The sequence below is a fragment of the Paraconexibacter sp. AEG42_29 genome (genome assembly GCF_040581415.1).
Classification (GTDB): domain Bacteria; phylum Actinomycetota; class Thermoleophilia; order Solirubrobacterales; family Solirubrobacteraceae; genus Paraconexibacter.
The window spans coordinates 5,083,069-5,102,667 of record NZ_CP114014.1 but is presented as its reverse complement, the minus strand read 5'-3'; the positions used below and the strand labels follow the sequence as shown (position 1 = coordinate 5,102,667).

Genomic DNA, 19,599 nt, shown 5'->3' with positions numbered 1-19,599 from the left:
CGGCCGATGACCGGGGCGTGCTGCACCCCACGAGCATTGCCATGGAAGGCGCCGACGAGCTGATCGCCGGTGCACGATCGCTGCTCGACGACGCAGGCTCGCCGGCGTACTGCGCCCTCGCGCGCTGCGCGGACGGCGAGGTCGTGGTCGCCGCGTGCGCCTTCGGCACCGAGCGCGCCGCCCGCGACCAGGCCCGCACGCTGCGGTCCACCGTCCCGGACGCCCGCATCTTCATCATGGAACGCGTGCTGCGGTCGGGGCGGGTCCGCTGGACCGTCTGGCACGGCGAGCAGGACGAGCGCCTGCACCAGGCCTTCGAGGAAGCCCCTGAGTCCTGGGTTTGACCCAGGCCGTGCGGGCCGCGCCGATAGTGTGCGCGGTGGATGGCCGACGAGGAGCAGCTGACGATCGACCAGCTCGCGCAGCAGACGGGCATGACGGTCCGCAACATCCGCGCGCACCAGGCGCGGGGGCTGCTGCCGCCGCCCGAGGTCCGCGGACGGACCGGGTTCTACGGCGCCGACCACCTCACGCGGATCGAGCTGATCCGCGAACTGCAGGGGGACGGGTACAACCTGGACCTGATCCGCAAGCTGCTCGAGGGCGCGGCGGGACAGTCCGGCGCGGTGCTGCGGTTCACCCGCACCATCCGCACGCCGTTCGTCGAGGAGGAGCCGCGGATCGTCACCAAGGAGGAGCTCGCGGAGCGCTTCCAGAGCACCGACCCAAAGCTGCTGCAGCGGGCGACGGAGCTCGGCCTGCTGCGTCGGCTGGACGACGAGGGTCGCTTCGAGGAGATCAGCCCGATCCTTGCCGCGGCAGGCGGCGACCTCGTCGAGCTCGGCATTCCCGCCGAGCGCGCGATGGAGCTGCTCACCAAGATGCGCCGCCACGCGGACAGCGTCGCGAAGACGTTCGCCCAGCTGTTCATCGAGGCCGTGTGGCAACCGTTCGCCGAGGACGGCACGCCGGACGAGCACTGGGGCGAGGTCTCCGCCGCGCTCGAGCGACTGCGCCCGCTGGCGTCGCAGTCGCTCCTAGCGACCTTCCAGATCGCCATGACCGAAGTCGTCGAGCGCGAGCTCGGCCGGGAGCTCGAGCGCATGACGCACAAGGGCGGAAAACGGCGCCGCTGAGGCCGGCTGCGGGTCGCTGCGGGACAGTCTGTGGCGTGCGCGTGTGAGGGCGATCACACCCGGCGAACCACCGTTGTATGTGACATCGACCGATGTTACATTCGCGGCATGTCCACCCTCCTCGCGGCAGCTGAAGCTGCGCCGCCCGCCGGCGGCGCCGAGCTCGCCCAGGTCATCGGCGCGAGCCTTGTCGGCGGTGTCCTCACCCTCGCGCTCCTCGTCCTCGGTCTCGGTCACCGACAGGGACGGGTCAAGGTCCTCGGGCAGTTCGCCGGCTGGGCCGCGAAGATCAGCGGCCTGCCCCGCTGGGCGGCTCTGCCCGCCGGGTTCGCCGCCGGCTCCCTGATCGTCGCCGCGTTCGGCTTCTACTGGGACGTCTCGATCCACATCGACAACGGCCGCGACCCCGGTCCGCTCGCAAACCCGTCGCACTACTTCATCCTCGCCGGGCTGTTCGGCATCGCGGCAGCGGGCTGGCTGGCCGTCGTCCTGCCCGAGGAGAAGCCCGGTCCGGCCGCGATCCGCATCACCCGCGACTGGCACGCGCCGGTCGGCGGCGTCCTGCTGATCGCGTGCGCGTTCTTCGCGCTCATCGGCTTCCCGCTGGACGACGTCAGCCACCGGCTGTTCGGCCAGGACGTGACGCTGTGGGGCCCGACCCACCTGATGATGCTCGGCGGCGCGGCGCTGACGCTCGTCGCGATCCTCGTGCTGCTGTCGGAGGCGCGCCTGTCCCCCGGGGAATCCGGTTCGGACGTGGTCGCGGGTCCGCTGGCGTTCATGACGGCGGCGCGGATGCGCGCGCTGCGGCAGGTCAGCGCGTTCGGCGGGCTGTTGATCGGCCTGTCGATCTTCCAGGGCGAGTTCGACTACGGCGTGCCCCAGTTCCGGCTGCTGTACGAGCCGCTGCTGATCGCCGCGGCGGCTGCGCTGACGATGGTCGCCGCGCGGACGGTCGCCGGCCGCGGTGCCGCGCTCGGCGCCGTCGCGTTCTTCTTCGTGGTCCGGGGACTGCTGGCGATCTGGGTCGGCCCGATCACCGGGCACTCCGCGACGCACATGCCGCTCTACGTCGCCGAGGCGCTCGTCGTCGAGGCGGCGGCGTTCGCCGTTTCGCCGAGCCGCAAGCCGTACGCCTTCGGCGCGCTGGCCGGTGCGCTGATCGGCACCGTGGGCATGCTCGCGGAGGCGGGCTGGTCGCAGATCGCGATGCCGATCGCCTGGCCGACCCACGTGCTGCCTGGAGCCATCCTGGTCGGCCTGATCGGCGGACTGACGGGCGGGACGCTCGGCGCGTTCATCGGCGGCGGGCTGCGGCTGCGCAACGACGTCGTCGGCGCGCCGCGGCAGTGGGGCGCGGCGGTGGCGTCGATCCTCGTGCTGGCGGCGACGATCGGGGCGCTCGCGCATACCACCGTCCCCGACGGCCGCGGTGCGGTGACGCTCGAGCAGGCCTTCGTTAAGGACGGCGTCCGGTACGCGAACGCGACCGTGCGCTTCACCCCGGCCGATGTTGCCGACGACGCGGACTGGCTCGACGGCATGGCCTGGCAGGGCGACGACAAGCTTGTCCAGGCACCGATGAAGCGGATCGCCGACGGCGTCTACCGGACGACCGAGGCGCTGCCGGTCAGCGGGGGCTGGAAGTCATCGCTGCGGCTGCACCGCGGGACCGTGATGGCGTCGATCCCCGTGTACCTGCCGGCGGACGCGGCGATCCCGACGCCCGAGATCAGCGCCACGCCGCAGTTCACCCGGCCGCTGCAGAGCGAGCGGTCGATCCTCCAGCGCGAGCGCAAGACCGACACGCCCGGGTGGCTGTGGGGGCTCAGCGGGCTGATCGTGCTCGCCTTCGTCGCCGCGATCCTCGGTCTGCTGGGCTGGGGGCTCGTGCGGATCTCGCGGCTGGGCGCGCCGCTGGTGGACTCGCGCCGGCGGGAGGCCGATCGCGACACCGCCCCGCCGTCCGTCCCGTCCGTCCCCGCCGGCGCGGTCTGAGCGGCGTCGAGCGTGCGCAGCGACGAAGCGGACGCCCTCGGTGCCCTGGCCGCCGACGGAATCGGCGGCGCGGTGGCCCGGGCGCAGGAGCTGCACCGGGCAATCGCGGGACGGGTCTTCGGTGGGCTTGGCCCGTCCGCGGCGCCGGTCCGCGCCGCCCATGATGCGATCGCGGGGGCCGTCTACTCCGGGGTCCGGGTAGGTGGCGGCGTCGGCAGCCGGCTTGCCGGGCAGGCCGTCGCGGCGACGCGGCCGGACGACGGCCCCTCGGTCACCGATCATCCGCGTGCGCTGCTCGCGGTCGGCGCGCTGAACGGCATCCTGGGGGACCGGCTGGTCGCGCGGGGCAGCGCGCTGGCGCTGCCGATGCGCGCGCGCCTGGCGGGTCAGGACATCGGACTGGGCGCGGTGGATCTGGCTGACGCGTACCCCGACGCGACCGGGCGCGTGGTCGTCCTGCTGCACGGGCTCTGCGAGACCGACGCGTCGTGGTCGCTCGGGACGGCGCAGCCCGACGGCCTGCCGCCGCTGCCCACCTACGCCGAGCGTCTGCGCGACGACCTTGGCCTGACGCCAGTCGTCCTGCGCTACAACACCGGCCGCCGGATCTCCGACAACGGCCGGGACCTGGACGAGCTGCTGGACACGCTGATCGCGAACTGGCCGTGCGAGGTCCGCGAGCTCGTGCTCATCGGGCACTCGATGGGCGGGCTCGTGATCCGCAGCGCGTGCCATCGCGCGCATGGGTCAGGCCGCGCGTGGCGGGGACTCGTGACGCACGTGGTGATGCTCGGGACGCCGCACCTGGGCGCGCCGCTGGAGCAGACGGTCAACCAGGCGACGCGCCTCATGCGGCGGGTGCCCGAAGCGCTGCCCGTCGCGGCAGTCCTGAACGTCCGCAGCGCGGGAATTCGCGATCTGCGCTTCGGAGCAATCACCGAAGAGGACTGGAATGGGCACGAGCCGGACCATTTCGACGACCCGTGCGGCGACGTCCCGCTGCTGGAGGACGTGCGCCACTGCACGATCTCGGCGACGCTGGCGCAGCGGCACGACGGGCCGCTGGGAAGACTGCTGGGCGACCTGCTCGTCTATCACTCGAGCGCGACCGGGGCCGGGCGGCGGCGGAGGATCGCCTTCACGATGGAGGACACCGTGCACGTCGGCGGGCTGTCGCACTTCGCGCTGCTGAACCACCCGAGGGTGTACGCGCAGCTGCGTGACTGGCTGGCGGCGGTGCCGCCGGTCCCCGCCTGAGGAACCCGCCTGAGGGCGGATCAGGGGACCGGCGGCCCTACCTGGGTAGGTCGCGGCGCGGGCTGTGCCTTGAGGGAAGGCTGAGGCCCGGGCCGCCTGACCTACGTCACGCCGCCTGCGTGGTGCCGAGGCGGGCGTCGTGGACGACGACGGTGCCCAGACGACGGTCGAGGCGGACGTGCATCCTGGAGCCGTCGGCGTGACGGACGACGGCGTGCCACAGCTCGCGGTCGATGTGGTCCTCGTAGAGCTCGGTGACGGACTCGGCGTCGGTGGCGCTGAGCGCGGTGTCCGTGAGTTGGCGCCGGCTCCGGGCCGCGTCGAGCAGCCGGTCGTCGGTGACGGTGTGGTGGATGGGGGTGGGGGTGATGGTGGTCATGGGGAGCATCCTTTCGCTCGTTGTTGTGTGGAAGCTGTGCAGCGCCTCAAGGTTGTCTAAGGACCGATGCGGGGTGCTGCGGCGGTGCGATTCGGTGGTTCTACGGCGCCGGAGGCGGTCCGTCACAGGCCCTGTTCCCATAGTCAGATGAACGCATGCGTACAATTTCGCGCATGCCGACGCTGACACGCCAGGACGACGTCTTCCGGCTCCACCTTGGGGACGACGAGAACCGCTTCAACCCGACCTGGGTGGGCGGGGTGAACGCCGCGCTCGACGAGGTGCAGGCCGCGGACGGTCCGCGGGCGCTCGTGACGACCGCGGGCGGCAAGATCTGGTCCAACGGGCTCGACCTGGAGTGGATGGGCGCGAACGTCGATGAGCTGCCGGCGTTCATCGGCGAGGTCCAGGCGCTGCTGGCCCGGTTCCTGCTGCTCGACGTCCCGACCGTCGCGGCGATCCAGGGGCACTGCTTCGCGGCGGGCGCCATGCTCGCGGTGGCGCACGACGCCCGCGTGATGCGCGAGGACCGGGGCTTCTTCTGCGTCCCCGAGGTCGACATCAACATCCCCTTCACCCCGGGCATGGCGGCGCTGCTGCAGGCGCGCTGGTCCAAGCACACCGCGCACGAGGCGATGCTCACCGGGCGGCGCTACGACGCGGCTGCAGCGGTGTCCGCGCAGATCGTCGACGCGGCGGTGCCGCTGGAGTCGGTGGTGACGGAGGCCGTCGCGCGCGCAGCTGCCCAGGCCGGCAAGCTGCCGGCGACGTTCGCCGCGATCAAGCAGACGATGTACGCGGACGTGGCGGCGGTGCTGCTGGACCCCGCGGGCGGGTTGCAGGTGCCGTAGCTCGCGGCCGGGGATGGGCCGAACGTCGGTTGTCCCGTCCTGTGGCGGGCAAAACCGACGTTCGACCGACCGGGGGGCGGGCCTGCTGGCGCCGAACGTCGGTTCTTCCTCGTATGGCGGGGTTAGACGGACGTTCGGGCCGGCACGTCTGCGTGGTGCGGGAGGCGGACCGTGAAGCGCGCGCCACCGTCCACCTCGTTCGCCGCCGCGACCTGGCCGCCGTGGGCGGCGGTGATCCCCGCCACGATCGCCAGGCCGAGGCCGGCCCCGCCCTTGCCGCGGCCACGGCCCGGGTCCGCGCGCCAGAAGCGGTCGAACAACTCGTCCGGCTCGGCGCCGGCAGGCAGACCCTGCCCGTGGTCCCGGACGGCGATGACGACGTCCTCACCGGCATCGTCGACGCTGACGTGGATCGCGACGGTCGGCCCGGTGTGGACGAGGGCGTTGCGGAGCAGGTTGCCGTAGACCTGGCGCAGCTGGTGGGGGTCGCCGCTGACGACGCTGTCCCCGGACACGGTCAGCGTGATCGGGCGGTCGGGGGCGGTCGCGCGGGCGTCGTCGATGGCGTCGCGGGCGAGGGCCGCGAGGTCGACCGGCTCCGGCTGGACGTCCGGCAGCTCGTCCAGGCGCGCCAGCGTCAGCAGGTCCTCGACCAGGACGCCCATCCGCGCGGCCTCCTGCTCGATGCGGGTCATCGCCTTCTTGATGTCCTCGGGACTGCTCGCGGCGCCGATGCGGAACAGCTCGGCGTAGCCGCGAATCGAGGAGAGCGGCGTGCGGAGCTCGTGCGAGGCGTCCGCGAGGAAGCTGCGCAGCCGGTCCTCGCTCGCGCGCTGGCGGGTAAACGCATGCTCGAGCCGGGCGAGCATCGCGTTGAGGGCCAGGCCGAGGCGCCCGACCTCGGTCTTCGACGTCGCGGGCGTGACGCGGCGGGAGAGGTCGCCGCCGGCGATGGCGTCCGCCGTCTGGCCGATGCGGTCGAGCGGTCGCAGCCCGAGTCGGACGACCAGGAACGACGCGACGGCCAGCGCCGCCAGGACGGCCGCGATGACGATGGCCTCGATGACGAGCAGGCGGTCGAGCGTCGAGTCGACCTCGGTCAGCGGGATGGCGGCGATCGTGAGCGCCCCGCCGGGGGCGTCACGGGTGTCGCGGGCGAACAGGCGGTAGCGCAGCGAGCCGTCCTGCGAGTCGACGTTGACGGCCTTGCCGGGCTTCAGGCTGTCCGGGAGCTTCGGCGGGGACGGCGCCTCCTGGCCATTGAGGAAGTACGCCACGCCGGCGCCGACCGTCCCGTCTGAATCGATCCGGACGCCGTAGGTGCCCGCGGCCGGGTTGACGAGATCGTCCGGGCCGCCCCCGGGGCCGCGCGGCGGGGGGCCGCCGGGGTAGCCCGGGCGGAAGCCGTAGCCGGGGCGGCCGCGTCCGTCCCCCCGCTGGTTGTCGATGTAGTTGAGCGTCGCATCGGACTGGCGGTCGACGCGCTCGATGAGGAACGACCGCTGGCCCGCGTACGTCGCGGCCCCGGCGACCAGCAGGCCGATCGCGGCGATCGCGAGCAGACCGGCGATCAGCCGGGTGCGCAGGGACATCAGGTCTTCGCGGCCCTGAGCGCGTAGCCGACGCCGCGCACGGTGTGGATCAGCGGCGGTCCGTGCGGGTCGAGCTTCTTGCGCAGGTAGCTGACGTACGTCTCGAGCACGCGGGCGTCGCCGCCGAAGTCGTACTCCCAGACGTGGTCCAGCAGCTGGGCGCGGGTCAGGACGCGGCGGGGGTTCAGGAGGAGGTACCGCAGCAGCCGGTACTCGGTCCCGGTCAGCTCGATGGGTGAGCCGCCGCGGGTGACCTCGCGGGTGTCCTCGTCGAGGTGCAGGTCGTCGAACGTCAGGACGCTGGAACCGTCCTCGGCGTGGCCGACCCGGCGCAGGATCGTGCGGACGCGGGCGATGAGCTCCTCGAGGCTGAACGGCTTGGTGACGTAGTCGTCGCCGCCGGTCGTCAGGCCCCGGATCTTGTCCTCGGTCGCGTCCCGGGCGGTGAGGAAGATGATGGGGACGCCGGCGCGCTGGGCGCCGAGCTTGGTCGCCACGTCGAAGCCCTCCATGTCCGGCAGCATGATGTCCAGGACCATCAGGTGCGGCTTGAAGCTCGCGACCTGGCTGATGGCGTCCGCGCCGGTGCCGGCCGTCGCCACGTCAAAGCCCTGGAAGCGCAGGGCCATGCTGATGACGTCGACGATGTTGGGCTCGTCGTCGACCACGAGGATGCGCACGGCGTCGACGTTCGGCTGGCTGCTCATGGGTACATCATCGTCCCGGAAGCTGGGGACTTCCTGAGAGCCTGCTGTGCGCGGACCGGGTTCGGCGGGTCAGGCCGCGGCGGGTCGGGTGTGGGTCGCGCGGGCCGCGTCGGGGGTCGCGGTCTCGCGCACGCCGGCGAGGACCGCGTCGGCGAACGCGGCCGGGCCGGCGACGTGGACCTCGCGGTGCGCGATGTCCGCGACGAGCGCGCGCAGCCGGCCGGCGTCGAGGGCGACCGCGGAACGCGCACCGCTGAGCTCGATCAGGCGGCCGCCGCGGCGGAGGGTCAGCTCGGCCAGCTCGGCGCCGTGGGTGCGGTCCTCCCGGGAGGCCATGCGCAGGACGACGACGACATCGGCAGCCTCGGGCAGGGCGCGCAGGACGGGGGTCAGGGCGGCGGCGTGGGCGCCGGCGCCGACGAGCAGGACGGGCGAACCGGTGGGTGCGGGGTGGCGGCGACGGCCGGTGCCGGAGCGGCGCGGGGTGTCCGCCGAATGGGTCGAGCGGTGGGCGCGGGCCGGCTTCGCCGCATCGGCCGGGGGTGCCTGACGGGACGGTTTCGCGAGCGGGATGGGGTGCGCCGTCGCGGCGGTGCCGTGACGATGCCGGGGGCGGAAGGGGGCGGTCAGGGACATCGGCGATCAGCCGTTCTCGGTGGTGGACAGGAGGGTGGGCGGCGCGCCGGCGTGCGCGGCCCGGGGCTGCGGCTGGGGCTGCGACTGCGGCTCGGCGGCGGGCGCGAAGATCCACCAGCGCATCGCGACGAAGCGCGTGACGGTGGCGCATGCGCTCGCGCCGATCGCGACCGCGACCTCGATCAGGCGCGAGGGCCGCGGGTCGACGGCGGTCAGGACGGCGAGGGCGCCCGATGTGAGTGCGACGGTCAGCAGGTAGACGACCGCGCCCAGGGCGTGATGTCGCAGCGCCCCGGCGCGACCGCGGACGCCGAACGTCAGCCGCCGGTTGGCGGCGGTGTTGGCGACCGCCGTGACGGCCAGCGCCACCGCCGAGGCGGCCGCGGGCGGCAGCAGGCCGCGCAGCAGGAGGAACAGCACGGCGTAGGCGACGGTGCACGCGGTGCCGATGGCGGCGAACGTCGCGATCCGCGTCCCGGCCAGCAGACGAGCGATCCCCCGCAGGTCCTCGAGGGCGGTGGCGACGATGTCCACCCGCGAGTCGGGGTCGTCGATCCAGTCGACGGGGACCTCGTGGATGCGCAGGTCCTGGCGCTCGGCGAGGACCAGCAGCTCGGTGTCGAAGAACCACTCCTCGTTCTGGACCTGGGGCAGCAGGCGCTTGATGACGCTGGTGCGGCCGGCCTTGAAGCCGCACTGCGCGTCGCTGAAGTGCGTCCGGAGCGTGAGGCGCAGGATGCGGTTGTAGGTGCGGGAGATGAGCTCGCGCTTGGGGCCTCGGATGACGCGGGCGCTGCCGGCGAGGCGGCTGCCGATCGCGAGGTCCGAGTGGCCGGAGAGCAGCGGGGCGACGAGCGGCAGCAGCCCTCGCAGGTCGGTCGAGAGGTCGACGTCCATGTAGCAGACGACCTGCGCGTCACTGGCCGACCAGGCGGCGCGGAGGGCGCGGCCGCGGCCTTTGGCGGGGAGGGAGGTCAGCTGGACCTGCGGCAGCGTGGCGGCGAGGTCGCGGGCGACGGCCCGTGTGGCGTCGGTGCTGGCGTTGTCCGCGACGACGACCCGCCAGCTGAAGGGGAAGTCGTCCCCGGAGAGGTAGCCGTGGAGGCGCCGGACGCACGGGCCGAGCGCGACCTCCTCGTTGTGGACGGGAATGACGACGTCGACCTGGGGGGCCGCGGTCAGCGCCTGGGGCGGGGCGGGGAGCAGGGCGTCGAAGGGGACGGCGGAGGGCATGCCGTCACATTGCGCTCGGCCTGCGAGAGGGCCGTGGGGGCGGACTGAGAGCTGGCTGAGAGCGCTCGCGTGGTCGTCGTCGTCCGGACTTTGACCACCGCGGGGGGTGCGGAACCCGGGGTCAGCGTTCGGTGTGGGCGTCGTCCGTACATTGGCCACTGCCGGGGTTGCGGAACCCGGGGTCAGCGAATCCGTGGTGGGTGCGGACGCGGCGGCGACCGCCTGGTCGTCGGGGACCAGGCGGTCGCGAGGGGCTTGCAGGTGTCGGGTCGGCGTCAGCCGGCGCTGGAGACCGCGCGCTCGGGGCGCGTGCCGAGGGTGATCTTCACCGTCCGCGTCTGGCCGTCCCGCAGGACGTTCGCGGTGACCTCCTCGCCGGGGCGGTGGCCCTCCAGGACCGAGGTCAGCGACTCGGCGTCGCGGACGGTCGTCCCCGCTAGCTGCGTGATGACGTCGCCCTCCTGGACCCCGGCGCTGCCCGCGGGGCCGTCGGCGCTGACCGCCCCGACCCGTGCGCCGCTGACGCCGGACGTCGTGTCCTCGGTCGAGACGCCGAGGTACGGGTGTGTCGCCTTGCCGGTCGCCTCGAGCTGCTGCACGACGCGCTTGACGGTGTTCGACGGGACCGCGAACCCAACGCCGGTGTTGCCGCCGGTCGCGCCCGTCTGCGACGAACCGGACGACTCGATCTGGGAGTTGACGCCGATCACCTTGCCGGCGGTGTCGAGCAGCGGGCCGCCCGAGTTGCCGGGGTTCAGCGCCGCGTCCGTCTGCAGCACGTCGGAGATCGCGTAGCCGTCCGGGGCGTTGATCGAGCGGTGCAGCGCGGACACGACGCCGGTCGTCAGCGTGCGGTCCAGGCCGTACGGGTTGCCGATGGCGAACGTCCCGTCGCCGACCTGCACAGCGGACGAGTCACCGAGCTGCAGCGTCGGTAGCGACGCGCCCGCGGTGTCGACCTTGATGAGCGCGATGTCCGTGGAGGTGTCGACCCCGACCACGCGGGCGACGGCCGACTCGCGGTCGCCGACCTTTACGCGAATCGCGCTGGCGCCGTCGATGACGTGGGCGTTGGTGACGATCAGTCCGTCCTTCGAGATGACGAAGCCGGTGCCGGTCGCCGACCCCGACTGCTCCTGCGGGCCGAACGGGCTGCTGGACTGCTGCGTCACCGTCGCCGTGATGAACGCGACCGCGTCCTTGCTGCGCTGGTAGACCTGCGTCGCGGTCAGCGGGACGGCCGAGGTGTTCGCGACCGGGGTGGTGTCGGCCGTGTCGGCGACGGGCGTCGCGGCCTGGGTGACCGTCGTGGTGGTGGTGGGCGCCGGCGAGTCGAGGCCGATCGTCGCCGCGGCGCCACCGGCGCCGCCGATCACCGCCGCGAGGCCGAGGGGGAGGAGGAGGGTGCGGGTGGACATGCCCCATACCGTGCTCCGGCGCGATGAAGGCGGCCTTGGCGTTCGCTGGGGGAACGCTGTGAACGTCGGCCGCGATTCTCAGCCAGCTCTCAGGCGATCTGGAGGTGCGGTCCCGATACTCGTGTCGTCGGTAGGTCCCCGCTGCGCGCCCAGGCTGTCCGGGCGCCGTCGGGCACAGAACAGAACCCACAGGAGGTCGATGGTCTTGGAGTCACGAGGATGGATCCGCGTCGGTGCCGTTGCGACGGTCTGCGCGCTGGCCGGCGCCGGCGCCGGTATCGCCGGGAGCACGGCGGCCACGAGCAAGAGCAGCACGACGAAGAGCGGTGCCGCCAAGGGCGGCACGGCGAAGCAGAGCGGCACCGCGGGTGCGTTCGGCCCGCGCGGCGGGGGACCGGGCTTCGGCCGCGGGCCCGGCGGCCGTGGCGGCCCGGGCTTCATGCGCGGTGGCCCGCCGGTGCATGAGGAGGCCGTCGTCCTCGACGAGGCCGGCAAGGCGTACATCACGGTGACCCGCGACAGCGGCGTCGTGAGGTCGGTCTCGGGTCAGGACCTGGTCATCACCGAGGGCACGAAGGCCGTCCCGTACAAGGACGTCACGGTGACGGTCCCGGCGGCCGCGACGATCACGCGCAACGGCAAGACCGCGAAGCTCGCCGACCTGAAGGCCGGCGACCGGGTGCACGTCAGCGCGTCGTCCGACGGTACCGAGGTGTTCGCCGTCGACGACAGCTTCCGCCCGAAGGGCCCAGGCCACTTCGGCGGTCCGCACGGTCGTCCCGGTCCGCCTCCCGCGGGCGCGCCGACCCCGCCGGCCGGTGCCCCCACGCCCCCCACGCCCCCGGCAGCGCCCAAGGCGCCGTAGTCCGTCAGATCGGTGCGGCGACGTCGGCCGCGACGAAGCGGTGCACCGCCGCCGTGTCGGTGACGAGGATCCGCCTGCGCTCCAGGCGGATCCAGCCGGCGTCACGCAGCTGACGCAGCGCGCGGACGCCCGTCTCCCGCGAGACCCCGGCCCAGCTCGACAGCTCGGCCTGGGTCAGCGGGATGTCGATGCGGACGGCGTCCTCCGTCGCGACGCCGAACCGCTCCGCGAGCCACATGATGCGGCCGGCGACGCGGACGATCGCGGTGGCGGCGAGCTGCTCGCCACGCTGGTTGCCGGCGTCCCGCAGGCGGGTGGTCACCGTGCCGATGATCGACCGGTTCAGGTGCGGGAGCTCGCTGAGCAGGCCCCAGAAGGCGGGCGCCATCAGGTGGAGCGCCGAGCCGGCCGTGAGCGCGGTCACCGACGCGGCGTGGTCACGCCGGTCGAGCAGCGCGATCTCCCCCATGAGCTCGCCCGGACCGTGCACGGACAGGACGACCTCGCGCTCGCCGTGACGGCGGGCGACCTTGACGAACCCGTGCTCGATGACGACCAGCTCACGGCGGCTGACACCGGGGGTGATGAGCTCGGCGCCGGCGGCGAAGGGCTTCTCCTCGCCGGCGGCGCGCACGGCGTCGGCGTCCTCGCGGCTCAGGCGGGAGAGCAGGAACTCCTCTGGTCGTACTCGCATCTTCGGGTCCCCCGTGACGTCGTTGCGTAGCGGTCCAGCTGCAGGGCCCCCGCCCGCAATCGCCTTACTGTAAGCCGCTTCGGCCCAAATCCCGAGCGGGATGTGATCCATGACGCAGTCCCTGGTCGACTCGCATGCGCCATCATTCGCGCGGTGGATGCGCTGAGGGTGGCCGTGGTCGGCGGCGGGACGGCAGGGACCGCGGCGGCGCTGTCCCTGCACCGGGCGGGCCACTCGGTGGTGCTGCTGGAGCGGGTCCCGGATCCGGGACCGGTCGGCGCAGGGATCCTGCTGCAGCCGACGGGGATGGCGGTCCTGAGCGAGCTCGGGCTCGACGGCGAGGTGGCGGCGCGTGCCGCGCGCGTGGCGCGCCTGCAGGGGACGACCGCCGCGGGCCGCACGGTGATGGACCTGCACTACGACGACTGGCGAAGCGGGGCGTTCGGGCTCGGTGTCCACCGCGGGATCCTGTTCTCGGCGTTGTGGGACGCGCTGGGACGGGACGGGGTCGAGGTCCGGACCGGGGTCGATGTGAACGGTGTCTCGGCTGTCGGTGCGGGTGCGGGTGTCGGTGTGGGTGCGGGTGCGGTTGGCGGTGCGGGTGCCACGACCGGACCGCGGGCGGGCGCGGGGCGGGGGCGAGTGCTGCACACACGGGACCACGGAGACCTCGGGCCGTTCGACCTGGTCGTCTGCGCGGACGGCGCGCGGTCCGCGCTGCGGGCGGCGACCGGTCTCGTCCGGCGGGCGCGCCCGTACCCGTGGGGAGCGCTGTGGGCGATCGTGCCGGACCCCAAGGAGCGGTTCGGCGGCGTGCTGGCGCAGACCTACCGGGGGACAACGGAGATGGTCGGCACCCTCCCCTCGGGGCGGGTGCGGCTGCCCGGCGGCGGCGCGGACGTCCCGTGCGTCTCGCTCTTCTGGTCGCTCCACGGCGACACGGTGGCCGCCGTCCGTGCCGCGGGGCTGGACGCGTGGAAAGCCGACGTGCTCACGCTGGCGCCGCGGGTCGCGGCGATCCTTGAGCAGCTGACCGACCCCGCGCAGCTGCTGTTCGCCGCGTACCACGACGTGGTGCTGCGCCGGTGGCACGCGGGTGACGGCCTCGTGGTGCTCGGCGACGCGGGCCACGCGATGAGCCCGCAGCTGGGCCAGGGCGCGAACCTCGCGCTGATCGACGCGTGGGTGCTGACCCGCTGCCTGGCCGACGCCGGCCGCGGGCCGGGCGCGCTGGCCGGGGCCCTGGCCGCGTACTCGGCGCGGCGGCGGCGGCACCTGCGCTTCTACGCCCTGACCAGCCGGCTGCTGACGCCCGTCTTCCAGTCGGACCTCCCTGGCGTCGGCGTTGCGCGCGATGCGCTGATGGGTCCTGCGGCCCGGGTCCCGTGGGTGCGGGGCCAGATGGTGCAGTCGCTCGCGGGGACGAAGACCGGCGTGTTGTCGACGCTCGGCGGGCCGGACGCGGTGCTGGACCGCGTGCCGGTGCCGGGGTAGAAGATCGAGCGTCCGTTTCCCCGCGTGTGGGTGTGGGGGAATCGACGTTCGGCGCCGGAGAGGGGCGGGGGCGGGGTCGAGCGTCCGTTTCCCCGCGTGTGGGCGTGGGGAAATCGACGTTCGGCGCTGGGGGGTGCGCTGCTCGGTCCCGACGCCCCCGCGCAGCCCCGGCGAACCCGGGAGTCAGGCGCCGGTACGTCACACTTCCAGCATGGTCTCCGAGCCGCTGCGCGTGCTCATCGACTCGATGATCTTCGACGCCATCGCCGCGGCCGACGACCTGCTGCAGGATGTCGACCGGCTCACGTCGGCCGGGCGCCTTCAACTGCTCGCCGACACGGTCAGCGTCGAGCAGGTCGCCCGGACGCCGGACGAGTACCACCGCGCGCGGCTCAGGCGCGTCCGCGTGCTGGTCGTGCCTCCCGTCCCGGAGTCCGACCCTGCGGTGATGGTGCTCGAGCGCTGCCGTGGCGTCGACCTCGACGACGCGCTGATCGCCGCCGCCGCGTGGGCAGCGCGGGTCCCGCTCGTGACGGCCGACCGCGACCTGCGGGCCGCCGCGGCCACGATCCTCCCCGACCTCGAGCAGTGGACCTGGGCGGACGATCTGCAGCCGCGGATCGCGGCGCTCGCCGCCGACCTACCGCCGGCGCCCCGCCGCCGGCGGCAGGCGCGCTGACTGTCCCGGGGTCGGAGCGACGGCCAGTGGGGCCGGTGCGGCCGGCGGGCAGCCTGACCCACCGGACGACAAGCGACCCCAGAGGTGAGAGCATGCGGGCGTGTCCAACCGCGGGATCACCAGCGCCGGCCTGCTGCTCTTCCGGCGCTCGGGCGACGCGCTCGAGGTGCTGATCGCGCACATGGGCGGCCCGTTCTGGGCGCGCAAGGACGAGGGCGCCTGGTCGATCATCAAGGGCCAGTACGAGCCACCCGAGGAGCCGTTCGACGCCGCCCGCCGGGAGTTCACCGAGGAGACGGGGTCGCCGCCGCCGACGGGCACCCCGCTGCCGCTCGGGGACGTTGTACAGGGCTCGGGCAAGCGCGTCACCGCGTGGGCGATCGAGAGCGACTTCGACCCCGGATCGATCCGCAGTCAGACGTTCACGGTCGAGTGGCCGCCGCGGTCCGGCAAGATGCAGGAGTTCCCCGAGATCGACCGCGCCGAGTGGTTCGACGCGGACACCGCGAAGGGCAAGCTCGTGCGGGCACAGGCGGCGTTCGTCGACCGGCTCGTGCGCGAGCTCGGCGAGCCTGCCGCCGCGGAGTAGTGTCGGTCGCCATGACCGCCGTCCCGCCGGCAGGCGAGTCCCCCGAGATCCAGCACTTGCGCGCCGACGCGCGGTTCGCGCGCGACCGGCTCGCGCTCTACCGGGCCAAGGCGTACGGCATGCGGGAGACGAGCCCGGTGCGGATGCGCGAGCTCGAGCGCAACGCCGACGCCACCGCCGAGCGCCTGGCCGCGGCGCTGCGCGCGGCCGGCAAGGAGTGACGCACAACCCGGTCTCGGCGCGGATGAACGCGCTTTTTCCCGGAGCGGGGTTCGGGGGGAAGCGCATTCATCCGGGGCCGCCTGTCGCGCAGACCCCCGTCACGCCGTCGTCGGCTGCTCTTCCCCCGCGCGCTCGTCGAAGCCGCGGATCAGCGCGGCCGTCGCGGCGTCGCGCTCCGTGTAGCGGTCCGCCAGCGGGTTGAGCACCCCGCGCAGCACCGAGTAGATCGTCCAGCGGCGCGGCCGGATGATGCGCGGCGCGCGCTTCTGGATGCCGGCGACGATCGCGTCCCCGGCGGCCTGCGGCTGCAGCCGCTTGCGCAGCGGCTTGGGGACGACGTCCATCAACGCGTCGGACAGCGGGTCGCCGTCGAGCGCCTGGTGCACCATCTCGGTGTCGATGAAGCCGAAGTAGGCGACGCTCGCGCTCGCGCCGAACGGCGTCAGCTCGACACGCAGTGCCCGGCCGAACTGCTCGACACCGGCCTTCGCCATCGCGTACGGCGTCGCGCCCATGCCGTTCGCGAACGCGTACACCGACGCCACCACGACGACGTGCCCCTGCCGCGCGACGATCTGCGGCAGCGCCGCCTCGACCGTCCGCACGACGCCGAACAGGTTCACGTCGATGACGCGATCGAAGCTCTCGGTCGACATCGCGCGGAAGGTCGCGCCGCGCGACGCGATGCCCGCGTTGGCGACGACGACGTCCAGGCCGCCGAACCGCTCGACGGTCGTCGCCACCGCCCGCTGCATCGCCGCGCGGTCGGTGACGTCGGCCGCGATGCCGGCTGCGCGCGTGTCGTGCAGCTGCGCGGCGGCCGCGTCGCAGGCGCCCTGATCGAGGTCGACGACGACCACGGTCGCGCCCCGCTCGATCAGCCCGCGCGCAGTTGCGAAGCCGATGCCGCGGGCACCGCCCGTCACGAGTGCCACCTTGCCGTTCAGGTCATAGAGCGCCATGCCGCGACTCTCGCATACCCGCGCCGCTCGGACTGGCCAGGCAGCCAGTCGGCGGGATAGGGTCGCCCCATGGCCACGACCGACACGGGCGCCGTCCCCCTCGAGAACCTGCGCGTCATCGACGAGGGGCTGTGGACCGAAGGGCCGCCGCTGGCGACGTTCGCGCGCCTGCGCGGCCAGTGCCCCGTCCACTTCAGCCCGGACATCCCGGAGTACCCGACCGAGGCGGGGTTCTGGTCGGTCACCACGCAGCAGGACATCCACACCGTCAGCCGCGACTGGCAGACGTACTCCTCGGAGACCGGCGGCATCACGGCGGTCAGCGAGGCGATCATGCCGCTGGACCTCGTGCGCGCGATGTTCATCGGGATGGACCCGCCCAAGCACGACCGGCTCAAGGCGCTCTTCCAGCGCGGCTTCACGCCGAAGCGGATCGCCGATCACGAGCCGATGATCAGCGCGATCGTCGATGACGTCCTCGAGGGACTCGCTGGCCGCGAGCGGTGCGACCTCGTGGAGGACCTCGCGCAGCCGGTCGTGGCCCGCGTCATCGGCCGCTTCATGGGGATCCCGCCGCAGGACGACGTGCTCTGGGCACGGCTGATGAACACGATCCTCGGCGCCGGTGATCCCGACCTGAACCCCGAGGGCGTCGCGACCGTCATGGAGCGCGACATCCCGGAGATCTTCGAGCGCTGCCGCCTGCTGATCGCCGAGCGCCGCGAGCGCCCGACCGACGACCTGACGAGCGTCCTCGTGCACGCCGAGGTCGACGGGCAGCGCCTCGAGGAGCACGAGATCGTCATGGGCTTCTTCCTGCTGATGGCGGCCGGGAACGACTCGACGAAGGCGACGTTCTGCAGCGGCATGCGCGCGCTGATGGAGGACGAGACCCAGCGCGACCAGGTGCTGGCGGACCCGTCGCTCGTCCCCGCGGTCGTCGAGGAGTCGCTGCGAATGTTCCCCGCGTTCGCGCACTTCCGCCGGACCGCGACGCGCGACACCGAGCTCGGCGGGCAGACGATCCGCAAGGGCGACAAGGTCGTGCTCTGGTACGTCTCCTCCGGGCGGGACGACGCGGTCTACGCGGATCCGGATCGCTTCGACGTCACCCGCAACCCCGATCACCAGGCGTTCGGCGCGGGCGGCCGGCACTTCTGCCTCGGGACCGCGCTGGCCCGGCTCGAGCTGCGGCTGCTGTTCGAGCGGACGCTCGCGCGCTACCCGCGGATGGCGATCGACGGCCCGGCGCGCCACGTCGAGTCCCCGTTCGCGAACCAGCTGAAGGCGCTGCCCGTGCGGCTGGACGGGTAGAACTGTCCCGTGGACTACAGCGACTACGCAGCGCATGACGCGGTCGGGCTCGCCGAGCTCGTCGCGGCCGGGGACGTCAGCGCCGGCGAGCTGCTCGGCGCCGCGCAGGGCCGCGCCGCCGCCGTCAACCCCCGCCTGAACGCGATCATCCGCGACATGCCGGACGAGGCCGCCGCGCGCGTCGGCGAGCCGCTGTCCGGCCCCTTCGCCGGCGTCCCGTTCCTCATCAAGGACCTGTCGCAGGACTACGCGGGCCTGCCGACCTCCTGGGGCTGCCGCGGGCTCTCACAGCTGCCCGTGCCCGAGCACGCGACGGTCGTCCAGCGCTGGCTCGACGCGGGGCTCGTGATCTTCGGCAAGACCAACACCCCCGAGTTCGGCGCGACCGCGGTGACCGAGCCGGAGCTCTTCGGCCCTACGCGCAACCCGTGGGACCTGCGCCGCACGCCGGGCGGCTCGTCGGGCGGGACGGCGTCCGCGGTCGCGGCCGGGATCGTCCCGGTGGGCGGGGCCAGCGACGGGGGCGGGTCGATCCGGATCCCCGCCGCGTGCTGCGGGCTGTTCGGCCTGAAGCCCGGCCGGGGCCTCGTCCCCTCAGGTCCGGGGAGCAGCGAGGGGATGCAGGGGGCGGCGGTCGAGGGCGTCATCTCCCGCTCGGTGCGCGACAGCGCCGCGATGCTCGACGTGCTGGCGGGCGCCGATCCCGTCGCCCCCTACCTGCCCGGGATGCCGGACGTGACGTTCCTGGAGGCCTCGCAGGCCGAGCCGGGACGCCTGCGGATCGGCCTTGCGGTCGCGTCTGCCGTCAACCCGACGCCGCACGCCGACGCGATCGCCGCCGCCGAGGACGCCGCGCGGCTGCTCGAGTCCCTGGGCCACGAGGTGGAGGCCGTCCCCGCGCCGGTCGACGAACTGGCCGCGGCGCGCGACTTCCTGACCACCTGGTTCGTGTCGGCCGCGCGCGGGGTCGAGCAGGTGCGCGAGGTCTCGGGCTGCGGGCCCGAGGGCTTCGAGCAGGACACGCTGCTGATGGCCGCGCTCGGGCGGGCGGTCAGCGGTGTGGACCACCTGGCGGCGATCGAGCGGCGGCACGACTACACCCGCGCGCTCGCGACCTTCCACACGGGATACGACCTGCTGCTGACGCCGACGCTGGCGCGGCCGCCGCTGCGGGTCGGGGCGCTGGACGTCCCCGCCCCGCTGCGGCTGGGTGCGGCCGCGCTGCTGAAGACCCGCACCACACGCGTGCTGCCCCACCTGGGTGTCGTCGACTCGATCGTGCAGGACAACCTCGGCTGGGTGCCCTACACGCAGCTGGCCAACATCACCGGCCGGCCGGCGGTGTCGGTGCCGCTCTTCTGGACGGGGGCCGGGATGCCGCTGGGTGTGCAGCTGGTGGGACGGCCGGGGTCCGAGGGCCTGCTGCTGGCGCTGGGCGCGCAGCTGGAACAGGCGCGCCCGTGGAAGGACCGCCGCCCCGTCCTCTGAACGACCCGACGAGCGGCCCAGTCGGGCCGAGGTGCGATGGGCGTCGACCCGGGTGTCGCTGATCGCAAACTCGGCCCGTGGGGCG

Annotated in this window: 20 protein-coding genes; 12 read left to right on the top strand and 8 right to left on the bottom strand. The window is 73.5% G+C overall.

The window, feature by feature from the left end:
- The first annotated feature begins 41 nt into the window (after positions 1–41).
- The 4 genes from DSM112329_RS24385 to DSM112329_RS24370 all read left to right on the top strand — a co-directional run bounded on the left by DSM112329_RS24385 (position 42) and on the right by DSM112329_RS24370 (position 4,391).
- Positions 42–344, top strand: coding sequence for a hypothetical protein (locus DSM112329_RS24385; RefSeq protein WP_354699165.1), 303 nt, complete (start codon positions 42–44; stop codon positions 342–344).
- Positions 345–383: 39 nt separating this feature from the next.
- On the top strand, positions 384–1,136 hold the full coding sequence (locus tag DSM112329_RS24380) for a MerR family transcriptional regulator (protein WP_354699164.1): 753 nt from the start codon (positions 384–386) through the stop codon (positions 1,134–1,136).
- A 108-nt stretch (positions 1,137–1,244) separates the two neighbouring features.
- Positions 1,245–3,134 (top strand): hypothetical protein, encoded by a 1,890-nt coding sequence (locus tag DSM112329_RS24375; protein ID WP_354699163.1) that lies wholly within the window; start codon positions 1,245–1,247, stop codon positions 3,132–3,134.
- Positions 3,135–3,146: 12 nt separating this feature from the next.
- A complete protein-coding gene (locus DSM112329_RS24370) occupies positions 3,147–4,391 on the top strand; it encodes an alpha/beta hydrolase (protein ID WP_354699162.1) in 1,245 nt (414 codons plus the stop codon).
- A gap of 106 nt (positions 4,392–4,497) precedes the next feature.
- Here DSM112329_RS24370 and DSM112329_RS24365 read toward each other — a convergent pair whose 3' ends face one another.
- Positions 4,498–4,770, bottom strand: coding sequence for a hypothetical protein (locus DSM112329_RS24365; protein WP_354699161.1), 273 nt, complete (start codon positions 4,768–4,770; stop codon positions 4,498–4,500).
- 173 nt (positions 4,771–4,943) lie between these two features.
- On the opposite strand from DSM112329_RS24365, the gene DSM112329_RS24360 reads away from it, so the two are divergent.
- Entirely contained in the window at positions 4,944–5,621 is a 678-nt protein-coding gene (locus tag DSM112329_RS24360; RefSeq protein WP_354699160.1) for an enoyl-CoA hydratase-related protein, read from the top strand.
- 122 nt (positions 5,622–5,743) lie between these two features.
- Here the strand turns inward: DSM112329_RS24360 and DSM112329_RS24355 are convergent, their stop codons facing one another.
- From DSM112329_RS24355 to DSM112329_RS24335, 5 genes are all read right to left on the bottom strand, one after another.
- Positions 5,744–7,213 (bottom strand): HAMP domain-containing sensor histidine kinase, encoded by a 1,470-nt coding sequence (locus DSM112329_RS24355; protein WP_354699159.1) that lies wholly within the window; start codon positions 7,211–7,213, stop codon positions 5,744–5,746.
- On the bottom strand, positions 7,213–7,920 hold the full coding sequence (locus tag DSM112329_RS24350) for a response regulator transcription factor (RefSeq protein ID WP_354699158.1): 708 nt from the start codon (positions 7,918–7,920) through the stop codon (positions 7,213–7,215). Before DSM112329_RS24350 ends, DSM112329_RS24355 begins: the two co-directional genes overlap by 1 nt.
- Positions 7,921–7,989: 69 nt before the next feature.
- Entirely contained in the window at positions 7,990–8,556 is a 567-nt protein-coding gene (locus DSM112329_RS24345; protein WP_354699157.1) for a hypothetical protein, read from the bottom strand.
- Between the two features lie 6 nt (positions 8,557–8,562).
- Entirely contained in the window at positions 8,563–9,789 is a 1,227-nt protein-coding gene (locus DSM112329_RS24340; protein ID WP_354699156.1) for a glycosyltransferase, read from the bottom strand.
- A gap of 275 nt (positions 9,790–10,064) precedes the next feature.
- Complete coding sequence (locus tag DSM112329_RS24335; protein WP_354699155.1) at positions 10,065–11,207, bottom strand: trypsin-like peptidase domain-containing protein; 1,143 nt, start codon at positions 11,205–11,207, stop codon at positions 10,065–10,067.
- 205 nt (positions 11,208–11,412) lie between these two features.
- Here DSM112329_RS24335 and DSM112329_RS24330 point away from each other — a divergent pair, with 205 nt between their 5' ends.
- The gene (locus DSM112329_RS24330) at positions 11,413–12,072 is read left to right on the top strand and encodes a hypothetical protein (RefSeq protein ID WP_354699154.1); all 660 of its coding nucleotides are present in this window, start codon (positions 11,413–11,415) and stop codon (positions 12,070–12,072) included.
- Positions 12,073–12,076: 4 nt separating this feature from the next.
- Here DSM112329_RS24330 and DSM112329_RS24325 read toward each other — a convergent pair whose 3' ends face one another.
- Positions 12,077–12,766, bottom strand: coding sequence for a Crp/Fnr family transcriptional regulator (locus tag DSM112329_RS24325; protein ID WP_354699153.1), 690 nt, complete (start codon positions 12,764–12,766; stop codon positions 12,077–12,079).
- Between the two features lie 153 nt (positions 12,767–12,919).
- On the opposite strand from DSM112329_RS24325, the gene DSM112329_RS24320 reads away from it, so the two are divergent.
- The 4 genes from DSM112329_RS24320 to DSM112329_RS24305 all read left to right on the top strand — a co-directional run bounded on the left by DSM112329_RS24320 (position 12,920) and on the right by DSM112329_RS24305 (position 15,749).
- Positions 12,920–14,260, top strand: coding sequence for an NAD(P)/FAD-dependent oxidoreductase (locus DSM112329_RS24320; RefSeq protein WP_354699152.1), 1,341 nt, complete (start codon positions 12,920–12,922; stop codon positions 14,258–14,260).
- A 211-nt stretch (positions 14,261–14,471) separates the two neighbouring features.
- A complete protein-coding gene (locus DSM112329_RS24315; RefSeq protein ID WP_354699151.1) occupies positions 14,472–14,939 on the top strand; it encodes a PIN domain-containing protein in 468 nt (155 codons plus the stop codon).
- A gap of 100 nt (positions 14,940–15,039) precedes the next feature.
- Entirely contained in the window at positions 15,040–15,528 is a 489-nt protein-coding gene (locus DSM112329_RS24310; protein ID WP_354699150.1) for an NUDIX domain-containing protein, read from the top strand.
- Between the two features lie 11 nt (positions 15,529–15,539).
- Positions 15,540–15,749, top strand: a complete 210-nt coding sequence (locus tag DSM112329_RS24305; RefSeq protein ID WP_354699149.1) for a hypothetical protein — start codon at positions 15,540–15,542, stop codon at positions 15,747–15,749.
- 99 nt (positions 15,750–15,848) lie between these two features.
- Here the strand turns inward: DSM112329_RS24305 and DSM112329_RS24300 are convergent, their stop codons facing one another.
- Positions 15,849–16,712: a short-chain dehydrogenase/reductase gene (locus DSM112329_RS24300; RefSeq protein ID WP_354699148.1), complete on the bottom strand. Its 864-nt coding sequence runs from the start codon at positions 16,710–16,712 to the stop codon at positions 15,849–15,851.
- A gap of 69 nt (positions 16,713–16,781) precedes the next feature.
- Here DSM112329_RS24300 and DSM112329_RS24295 point away from each other — a divergent pair, with 69 nt between their 5' ends.
- Positions 16,782–18,026, top strand: coding sequence for a cytochrome P450 (locus DSM112329_RS24295; protein ID WP_354699147.1), 1,245 nt, complete (start codon positions 16,782–16,784; stop codon positions 18,024–18,026).
- 9 nt (positions 18,027–18,035) lie between these two features.
- A complete protein-coding gene (locus DSM112329_RS24290; protein ID WP_354699146.1) occupies positions 18,036–19,514 on the top strand; it encodes an amidase in 1,479 nt (492 codons plus the stop codon).
- The last annotated feature ends 85 nt before the right edge of the window (positions 19,515–19,599 follow it).

Bases quoted from the DNA above. Each gene is read 5' to 3' on its own strand.
- DSM112329_RS24350 (WP_354699158.1), bottom strand. From the start codon at position 7,920: ATGAGCAGCCAGCCGAACGTCGACGCCGTGCGCATCCTCGTGGTCGAC.
- DSM112329_RS24365 (WP_354699161.1), bottom strand. From the start codon at position 4,770: ATGACCACCATCACCCCCACCCCCATCCACCACACCGTCACCGACGAC.
- DSM112329_RS24360 (WP_354699160.1), top strand. From the start codon at position 4,944: ATGCCGACGCTGACACGCCAGGACGACGTCTTCCGGCTCCACCTTGGG.
- DSM112329_RS24305 (WP_354699149.1), top strand. From the start codon at position 15,540: ATGACCGCCGTCCCGCCGGCAGGCGAGTCCCCCGAGATCCAGCACTTG.
- DSM112329_RS24355 (WP_354699159.1), bottom strand. From the start codon at position 7,213: ATGTCCCTGCGCACCCGGCTGATCGCCGGTCTGCTCGCGATCGCCGCG.
- DSM112329_RS24325 (WP_354699153.1), bottom strand. From the start codon at position 12,766: ATGCGAGTACGACCAGAGGAGTTCCTGCTCTCCCGCCTGAGCCGCGAG.
- DSM112329_RS24385 (WP_354699165.1), top strand. From the start codon at position 42: ATGGAAGGCGCCGACGAGCTGATCGCCGGTGCACGATCGCTGCTCGAC.
- DSM112329_RS24375 (WP_354699163.1), top strand. From the start codon at position 1,245: ATGTCCACCCTCCTCGCGGCAGCTGAAGCTGCGCCGCCCGCCGGCGGC.
- DSM112329_RS24300 (WP_354699148.1), bottom strand. From the start codon at position 16,712: ATGGCGCTCTATGACCTGAACGGCAAGGTGGCACTCGTGACGGGCGGT.
- DSM112329_RS24380 (WP_354699164.1), top strand. From the start codon at position 384: ATGGCCGACGAGGAGCAGCTGACGATCGACCAGCTCGCGCAGCAGACG.
- DSM112329_RS24340 (WP_354699156.1), bottom strand. From the start codon at position 9,789: ATGCCCTCCGCCGTCCCCTTCGACGCCCTGCTCCCCGCCCCGCCCCAG.
- DSM112329_RS24295 (WP_354699147.1), top strand. From the start codon at position 16,782: ATGGCCACGACCGACACGGGCGCCGTCCCCCTCGAGAACCTGCGCGTC.
- DSM112329_RS24315 (WP_354699151.1), top strand. From the start codon at position 14,472: ATGGTCTCCGAGCCGCTGCGCGTGCTCATCGACTCGATGATCTTCGAC.
- DSM112329_RS24335 (WP_354699155.1), bottom strand. From the start codon at position 11,207: ATGTCCACCCGCACCCTCCTCCTCCCCCTCGGCCTCGCGGCGGTGATC.
- DSM112329_RS24345 (WP_354699157.1), bottom strand. From the start codon at position 8,556: ATGTCCCTGACCGCCCCCTTCCGCCCCCGGCATCGTCACGGCACCGCC.